The organism is Streptomyces sp. NPDC043746, from assembly GCF_056436485.1.
The window spans coordinates 1-7,403 of sequence record NZ_JBWKCM010000002.1 but is presented as its reverse complement, the minus strand read 5'-3'; the positions used below and the strand labels follow the sequence as shown (position 1 = coordinate 7,403).

The following is a 7,403-nucleotide window of genomic DNA, read 5'->3' as shown; positions in this document are numbered from 1 at the left end:
CTTTCCCCCTCCCCCCCCCCCCCCCCCCCCGCCGCTGGCCATAGATGAGAAGACCTCAACCCCCACCCCGAAACCGCGGCCACTGAAGTAACTCCCCCCCCCCCTCCCCCCCCCCCCTTCCGCTGCCTTCGAGCAGCCCGGCACGCGAGCGGCTCAGAAGAAGACCGACCGCCGCTGCACCAGCAGCTTGTACAGCGTGTGCTGGATCTGCTCCCGCACCTGGTCCGTCAGGTTGAACATCAGCATCGGGTCCTCCGCCGCCTCCGGCGGATACGCCTCCGTCGGGATCGGCTCACCGAACTGGATCGTCCACTTCGTCGGCAGCGGCACCGCGCCCAGCGGCCCGAGCCACGGAAAGGTCGGCGTGATCGGGAAGTACGGGAAGCCCAGCAGCCGGGCCAGCGTCTTCGCGTTGCCGATCATCGGGTAGATCTCCTCGGCGCCCACGATCGAGCACGGCACGATCGGCGCCCCCGCCCGCAGCGCCGTCGAGACGAACCCGCCCCGCCCGAACCGCTGGAGCTTGTACCGGTCACCGAACGGCTTCCCGATCCCCTTGAAGCCCTCCGGCATCACCCCGACGATCTCGCCCAGCTCCAGCAGCCGCTGCGCGTCCTCCGCACAGGCCAGCGTGTGACCGGCCTTGCGCGCCAGCTCGTTGACGACCGGCAGCTGGAAGACGAGATCGGCGGCGAGCAGCCGCAGATGGCGCTCGGCCGGATGGTGGTCATGGACCGCGACCTGGAGCATCAGCCCGTCCAGCGGCAGCGTCCCGGAGTGGTTGGCCACGATGAGCGCCCCGCCCTGCGACGGGATGTTCTCGATGCCCTTCACCTCGACCCGGAAGTACTTCTCCGCCAGCGGCCGCAGAGCCGACATCAGGACCTGGTCCGTCAGCTCCTTGTCGTAGCCGAACTCGTCGACCTCGTACGCGCCGGTGACCCGCCGCCGCAGGAACGCCAGCCCGCCCGCGATCCGCCGCTCCCAGCCGCCGCCCCCCGCTCCCGCCTCTCCCGCCTCTCCCGGGGAAGCCTCCCGGGACGCCTGGGCCTCCGGGGACCGCCCGGCCTCCTCCACCCCCGCCCCGGCACCCTCCGAGGCCTCCGAGGAGGGCGATGAGGGCTCGGGAAGCCGACCGCCCGGCAGGGCGCTCACGGCGGCCGTGGAGCCGTCGCCCCGCCCACCGCCACTCCCCGTCCGGCGCCGGGCCGGACGCGATCCGCCACCGGACCGCGAACGGTCGTCGTCGAACGGAATGACCTTGGCGTCCGCCATCGTGACCGCGCTCCTCTACCTGCCGCCGTGAATCGTCTCTACCGCACCGGCCCCGCGCTCCCGCGCTCCGGCACCCCCCGGCAGCGCCAGCTCCGCCACCCGGTCCACCGCCCGGCCCACCGTCTCCGGCGGCAGCAGCCCGGGGCCCCGGCTCCGCGCGAACTCCGCGAAAGTCTCGGCCGTGGTGAACTCCGGCCGGAAACCGAGGGTCTCGCGCATCTGCACGGTCGAGACCACCCGGCCATGGGTCAGCAGCCGGATCTGCTCCGGCGAGAAATCGGACATCCCGATCGTGCGGAGCGCCGAGCCGACCCACGTCACGGCAGGCAGCAGCACCGGCACGGTCGGCCTGCCCAGCCGCCGCGAGCACTGCGAGAGCAGCAGCACCCCGTCCCCCGCGATGTTGAACGTGCCGCTGTTCAGCGTCCCGCGCCGGGGCTCGCGCGCGGCGATGCCCAGGACGTCGATCACGTCGTCCTCGTGCACGAACTGGAGCCGGGGGTCGTAGCCGAAGACGGTCGGCAGGACCGGCAGCGAGAGATAGTCCGCCAGCGGCGAGTCCGGACGCGGCCCCAGGATGTTGGCGAACCGCAGGACGCAGACCGCGACGTCCGGGCGGCGCCGGGCGAAGCCCCGTACGTACCCCTCGACCTCCACCGCGTCCTTCGCGAACCCGCCGCTCGGCAGCGACTTGGGCGGGGTGGTCTCGGTGAACACCGCCGGGTCGCGGGACGCCGACCCGTACACGCTGGTGCTGGACTTCACCACCAGCCGCTGCACGGCCGGGGACTTCTGGCAGGCACCGAGCAGCTGCATGGTGCCGATGACGTTGGTCTCCTTGATCGCCGTACGGCCGCCGGCGCCCAGCGCCCTGCCGGAGACGTCCAGGTGCACGACCGTGTCCACGGCGTACCGCGCCAGGATGCGGGCCAGGGCGGACTGCCGGATGTCCGCGCGCACGAACTCCGCGTCCCCCAGCGGATGCGCGGGCGCGACCGCGTCCACCGCGATCACCCGGTCCACCCCCGGCTCCCGCTGGACGCGCCGGACGAAGCGGCCCCCCAGCTGCCGGGCCACTCCTGTGACGAGGACGACCTTCCCCAAGACCCGCGCCTTCCGTCGGACCGGGAAGCGAGACCTGCTTCCCGCGGTGACTTCCCTGGCCGTCACCGTAGCGGGTGGACGCCGCCCTGTGACGACCCCGTGCCCGAAACGCACCGCAGCCCTCCCGCCGGAAGGGCGGAAGGGCTGCGGATCTCACGAACTGCGTTCGCCTACTTCTTGTTGCGACGCTGAACGCGCGTGCGCTTGAGCAGCTTGCGGTGCTTCTTCTTGGCCATCCGCTTACGCCGCTTCTTGATAACAGAGCCCACGACTACCCTCGCTCACTTCTTCTTCACTGGTGCGGGGCGTCTGGGCCCACACGACCTACGTCGGCCTAGCCTACCCGCCACCGCGTGAGGGACGTAATCCGAGGGCAAACCCCAGGCGTCCGAGGCCCGTCCTCAGGGTTCCGGACGGCAGTCCCCGAGGCTTTCGGGGGCGGCCTCAGGCTGATTCCACCCCCACAAAGGACTCGCGGAGATACGCGTGAACCGCTTGCTCCGGCACCCGGAAGGACCTGCCCACCCGGATCGCCGGCAGATGACCGCTGTGCACCAAGCGGTACACGGTCATCTTCGACACTCGCATGACCGAGGCGACTTCCGCCACGGTCAGAAACCTGACCTCGTTGAGAGGCCTTTCGTTGTCAGCAGCCATGACCCACCTGTACCTTCCGCACCGGACGCGCACCGGCTTCCCCTCCGGTGACTCTTCGTCGCTGTGCGCTCACTCCCCAGATTAGGGGCGGGTGATGCGAGTGGGGAAGAGGAGGGACGATCGGGCGGCTACGAGGACAGACCGGCCCGGTGGAGCACATAGCGCGTCAGTGGCCGGTAGTAGTGCGAGCGGACCCCGTCGTCGAGCGGCACGACGACGGAAACCCGCCCCTCGGCCTCGCCGACGAAGAGCGCGGGATCGTCCGTATCCGCCGGACCGATGGCCTCGATACCGAGCTGACCTGCGCCGCAGACCCACCCGTGATCCCCGATCACCAACTCCGGAAGCACGCCGTACCACTCGGCCGCGTCCTGGAGGGCCACCCGGACGGGCAGCGGCGAATGCGTGTGTGCGCCGGTTTCACCACCCGAGGGCCGCCCCCCGGGCTCACGGACCAGCGCGACCCCCCGTACGTAGTCGAGGCGGTAGGTACGTACGCCGAACCGCGTCGTTATGTCGATACATCTCCCCTGCGCCGGGGTGAGAACAGGACACCCCGCCGCCGACAAGGCGTCTGCCAGCGCGGCGTAGAAGCCCAGCAGCCGCTGCGGATGCCCGGTGCCGAGCAGCACCGGCGCCCGCAGCGCGGCCACCCGGCCCAGCCGCTCCGCGAACGCGTCCAGCGCCGCCAGCGTCCGCTCCGGGTCGATCGCGTCCGGCCCCGACACATGCGCGGGATCGGCCGAGACCCCGCACCGCTCCGCCATCAGCCGCAGCACCTCCGGCTCGCCCCAGGCCCGCTCGGGCGTCAGCCCCAGCAGCACCCGCGGATCGCGCGCGGCGAACAGCCGGTAGCTGCGCAGACTGTTCTCGCGCGAGGTGGCCACAGGCCCGGCCAGCCGGGCCGCCAGCAGATGGGCGCGCAACGCTCCGGTGCTCAACACCCGATGGATGCTGCCGTATCGCGCCGGCCGGGCGGCCGGATTCCCGCTTTCACCCCACCGTTGGCGTAACGGCCCGGCACAATGCCCCGCCCGACGGCTCCGGGCACCAGGCGCCGAGGTACCCCGGTTCATGCCCTGGTACGCCGGTTCAGGCGAGCAGCCCCCGCAGCGGGAAGGCCGCCCTACGGGTCGCGATCACCGCCTGGTCCAGCCGGTCCGCCGGGTCGTACCCGTCCTCCCAGGACTGCCAGGTGGGCGTACGTCCGTCGGTCATCCGGCCCGGCCCCAGCTGCCGCGTACGGGCGTAGACGAGGTCACGCCAGGACGGCGGCACCACCGACTCCGGGTCGACGGGCGCGTGCGCCGCGATCCCCACCAGATGCGTCCACGACCGCGGTACGACATCCACCACCGCGTACCCGCCCCCGCCGAGCGCCACCCACCGCCCGCCCTCGGCGTACTGGTGGGCCAGCTCGTGACAGGACTCCATGACCGCCCGCTGCGCGTCCAGCGAGACCGCGAGATGGGCGAGCGGGTCCTCGAAGTGCGTGTCGGCCCCGTGCTGGGTGACGAGCACCTGCGGCCGGAAGTCCGCCAGCAACTCGGGGACGACGGCGTGGAAGGCCCGCAGCCACCCGGCGTCGCCGGTCCCGGCGGGCAGCGCCAGGTTCACCGCGGACCCCTCGCCCGCCCCGGCCCCGGTCTCCTCCGGCCACCCCGTCTGCGGGAAGAGCGTACGCGGGTGCTCGTGCAGGGAGACCGTCAGCACGCGCGGGTCCTCCCAGAACGCGGCCTGCACCCCGTCCCCGTGGTGGACGTCCACATCGACGTACGCGACCCGCTCGGCGCCCAGCTCCAGGAGCCGGGCGATGGCGAGGGCGGGGTCGTTGTAGACGCAGAACCCGGCGGCCGCCCCCGGCATGGCGTGATGCAGTCCCCCGGCGAAGTTCACCGCGTGCGTGGTCTCGCCCCGCCAGACGGCCTCGGCCGCCCCGACGGAGAGCCCGGCGATCAGTGCCGACGCCTCGTGCATCCCGGCGAAGGCGGGGTCGTCGACGGTCCCGAGCCCGTAGGCCTGGTCGGCGGACCGCGGATCGGCCGAGGCGGCCCGCACCGCCGAGACGTAGTCCTGCCGGTGCACAAGCCGCAGGGTCGAGTCCCCCACGGGCTTCGCGCCCCGCACCTCCACCGCCGTATCGAGCCCGAACGCCCGCACCAGCCCCATCGTCAGGGCCAGCCGGACCGGGTCCATGGGGTGGCTCTCCCCGAAGTCGTAACCCGTAACTGCGTCATCCCACATCAGCTGTGCGCGGCCGCTCATGCCCGTCACCGTATCGGGCGCCCTCCGCCGCGAACGAGCGGGCATACACCAGTGTCACCAGCACCAGGACCATCGGGACGAGCATGGCGCCCCGATAGCTCCACGCGTCGCCCACAACGCCCACCAGCGGCGAACCCACCAGGAACCCCACATAGTTGAAGATATTCAGCCGGGCCACGGCGGCGTCGCCGGCCCCCGGGAAGAGCCGCCCGGCCGCCGCGAATGTCTGCGGGACGATCACACTCAGCCCGAGCCCCAGCAGGGTGAACCCGGCCATCCCCACCCAGGCCCCCGGCGCCACCGCCACCACCGCGAACCCCCCGGCCGCCAGCAGACTCCCGGCCCGCACCACGGCCACCGCCCCGCACCGCCGCACCCCGAGGTCCCCGACGGCCCGCCCGAGCAGCGTCGTCACCATGTAGACGTTGTACGGGACGGTCGCGAGCTGCTCCGAACCGCCGAGCACGTCCTGGAGGTACTTGGCACTCCAGTTGGAGACGGTCGAGTCACCGATGTAGGCGAAACACATGACCAGGCAGAGCGGCAGCAGCAGCTTGAACGACAGCGCCCCGCCCGCCCCGCCGGTACCGTCACCGCCGGGCTCCGGCGCCTTCCCCCTCCCCGCCGTGTACCACCGGCTGCCCACCAGCGCGGCGGGCAGCAGCACGGCCACCACCGGCAGGTACGACACGAGCAACGACAGCTCCCACCTCGCCCCGACCCAGGCCAGGCAGGCCCCCGCGATCCCTCCGAGGCTGAACACGGCGTGGAACCCCAGCATGATGCTCCGCCCGTACGCCCGCTGAAGGCTGACGCCCAGCATGTTCATGGAGGCGTCCAGCGCCCCGACCGCCAGCCCGAAGACGCCGAGCGCGACGGCCACCTGCCACATCTCCCGCCCGGCGCCCGCCCCGAGCAGGGCCACCAGGACGAGCGGTTGGGCCCACCGCAGGACGGTCCCCGGCCGCGCCCGGGTGACCACCTTCTCGGTGAGTACGCTGCCGACGCCCGCCAGGACCGGGACGGCGGCCAGGAAGGCGGGCAGCAGCCCGTCGGATATCCCGTACTGGTCCTGGAGGGTGGGGATACGCGTCACCAGGAGCGCGAACGCCACCCCCTGGACACCGAAGCTCAGCGCCAGCGCCGCCCTGCCGCGCCGTAGCGCCGGGTCGGTCCTGCCCGCATCGGTCACGCCGGAGTCCGCCGTGCCCGGGTCCGTCCCACCCAGACGTGTCATGCCCGCGTCTGCCATGGCGGCGAGCGTAGGCCCAGGCGCTACCCGTGGGTAGACGGATCAGGCGAGCAGTTCGGGGAGTTGGGACATGTCCGAGAAGTACCCGGTCACCCCGGTCAGCCGGTCGGCGGGCATCATCGAGGTGAATCCGTACACGTCCATCCCCGCGGCCCGGGCCGCCTCGACGCCGAGCGGGCTGTCCTCGATGACGACGCACCGCTCCGGCGCGACGCCCATCCGCTCGGCGGCGTGCAGGAAGAGGTCCGGCGCCGGCTTGCCCCGCCCGACATCCTCCGAGCTGAAGATCCACTCTTCCTCGAACCACTGGTCGAGCCCGGTCTTCCGGTGCCCGACCCGGATCTTCTCGTGGCTCCCGGAGGAGGCGACGCAGTAGTCGACCCCGTCGGCGACGAGCTTGCCGAGCAGTTCCTCGACCCCGTCCACGACCACCAGCTCCTCCTGGAAGGCAGCAAAGGTGCGGGCGTAGTAGGTGGCCTCGAAGTCGGCGGGGAGTTTCTCACCACTCCGCTCCTCCACCAGGTCGTGCACCCGGTGCATGGCGGCCCCCATGTAGTCGCGGAGCGATTCCTCGTACGAGGTGGGGTGACCGAGTTCGGTGAGGTAGCCGGCGAGGATGGTGTTGGCGATCGGCTCACTGTCGACGAGCACACCATCGTTGTCGAAGATGACCAGTTCGTAGCGCATGGTCCGACCCTAGACGTTCAGAACGCAGGAAAGCCCCGCACCATACGGTACGGGGCTTTCCCAGAAAAATTGTTCGGCGGCGTCCTACTCTCCCACAGGGTCCCCCCTGCAGTACCATCGGCGCTGAAAGGCTTAGCTTCCGGGTTCGGAATGTAACCGGGCG

General features: G+C 71.7%; 8 protein-coding genes and 1 rRNA gene. All 9 read right to left on the bottom strand.

Translation table 11 applies throughout. The features are described from left to right. Positions 1-153: 153 nt before the first annotated feature. Positions 154-1,275 carry a lysophospholipid acyltransferase family protein gene (locus AC0682_RS02100; RefSeq protein WP_478530511.1) on the bottom strand — a complete coding sequence of 374 codons (1,122 nt, stop codon included), beginning with the start codon at positions 1,273-1,275 and terminating at the stop codon, positions 154-156. 15 nt (positions 1,276-1,290) lie between these two features. Next, complete coding sequence (locus AC0682_RS02095) at positions 1,291-2,379, bottom strand: NAD-dependent epimerase/dehydratase family protein (protein WP_478530510.1); 1,089 nt, start codon at positions 2,377-2,379, stop codon at positions 1,291-1,293. Between the two features lie 170 nt (positions 2,380-2,549). Beyond that, positions 2,550-2,648 carry a 30S ribosomal protein bS22 gene (locus AC0682_RS02090; protein WP_003948845.1) on the bottom strand — a complete coding sequence of 33 codons (99 nt, stop codon included), beginning with the start codon at positions 2,646-2,648 and terminating at the stop codon, positions 2,550-2,552. 175 nt (positions 2,649-2,823) lie between these two features. Then, complete coding sequence (locus AC0682_RS02085) at positions 2,824-3,036, bottom strand: helix-turn-helix domain-containing protein (RefSeq protein WP_015609302.1); 213 nt, start codon at positions 3,034-3,036, stop codon at positions 2,824-2,826. A gap of 128 nt (positions 3,037-3,164) precedes the next feature. Further along, positions 3,165-3,980, bottom strand: coding sequence for a phosphatase (locus AC0682_RS02080; protein WP_478530509.1), 816 nt, complete (start codon positions 3,978-3,980; stop codon positions 3,165-3,167). A gap of 148 nt (positions 3,981-4,128) precedes the next feature. After that, positions 4,129-5,301, bottom strand: a complete 1,173-nt coding sequence (locus tag AC0682_RS02075; protein ID WP_478530508.1) for an acetoin utilization protein AcuC — start codon at positions 5,299-5,301, stop codon at positions 4,129-4,131. After that, entirely contained in the window at positions 5,270-6,553 is a 1,284-nt protein-coding gene (locus AC0682_RS02070; RefSeq protein ID WP_478530507.1) for an MFS transporter, read from the bottom strand. Before AC0682_RS02070 ends, AC0682_RS02075 begins: the two co-directional genes overlap by 32 nt. Before the next feature lie 42 nt (positions 6,554-6,595). Beyond that, positions 6,596-7,240 carry an HAD family hydrolase gene (locus AC0682_RS02065; protein WP_478530506.1) on the bottom strand — a complete coding sequence of 215 codons (645 nt, stop codon included), beginning with the start codon at positions 7,238-7,240 and terminating at the stop codon, positions 6,596-6,598. Between the two features lie 71 nt (positions 7,241-7,311). Beyond that, positions 7,312-7,403, bottom strand: a 5S ribosomal RNA gene (gene rrf, locus AC0682_RS02060); the annotation flags it as partial.

Excerpts from the sequence above, each read along its gene's own strand:
- AC0682_RS02065 (WP_478530506.1), bottom strand. The coding sequence starts at position 7,240 with ATGCGCTACGAACTGGTCATCTTCGACAACGATGGTGTGCTCGTCGAC.
- AC0682_RS02085 (WP_015609302.1), bottom strand. The coding sequence starts at position 3,036 with ATGGCTGCTGACAACGAAAGGCCTCTCAACGAGGTCAGGTTTCTGACC.
- AC0682_RS02070 (WP_478530507.1), bottom strand. The coding sequence starts at position 6,553 with ATGGCAGACGCGGGCATGACACGTCTGGGTGGGACGGACCCGGGCACG.
- AC0682_RS02075 (WP_478530508.1), bottom strand. The coding sequence starts at position 5,301 with ATGAGCGGCCGCGCACAGCTGATGTGGGATGACGCAGTTACGGGTTAC.
- AC0682_RS02100 (WP_478530511.1), bottom strand. The coding sequence starts at position 1,275 with ATGGCGGACGCCAAGGTCATTCCGTTCGACGACGACCGTTCGCGGTCC.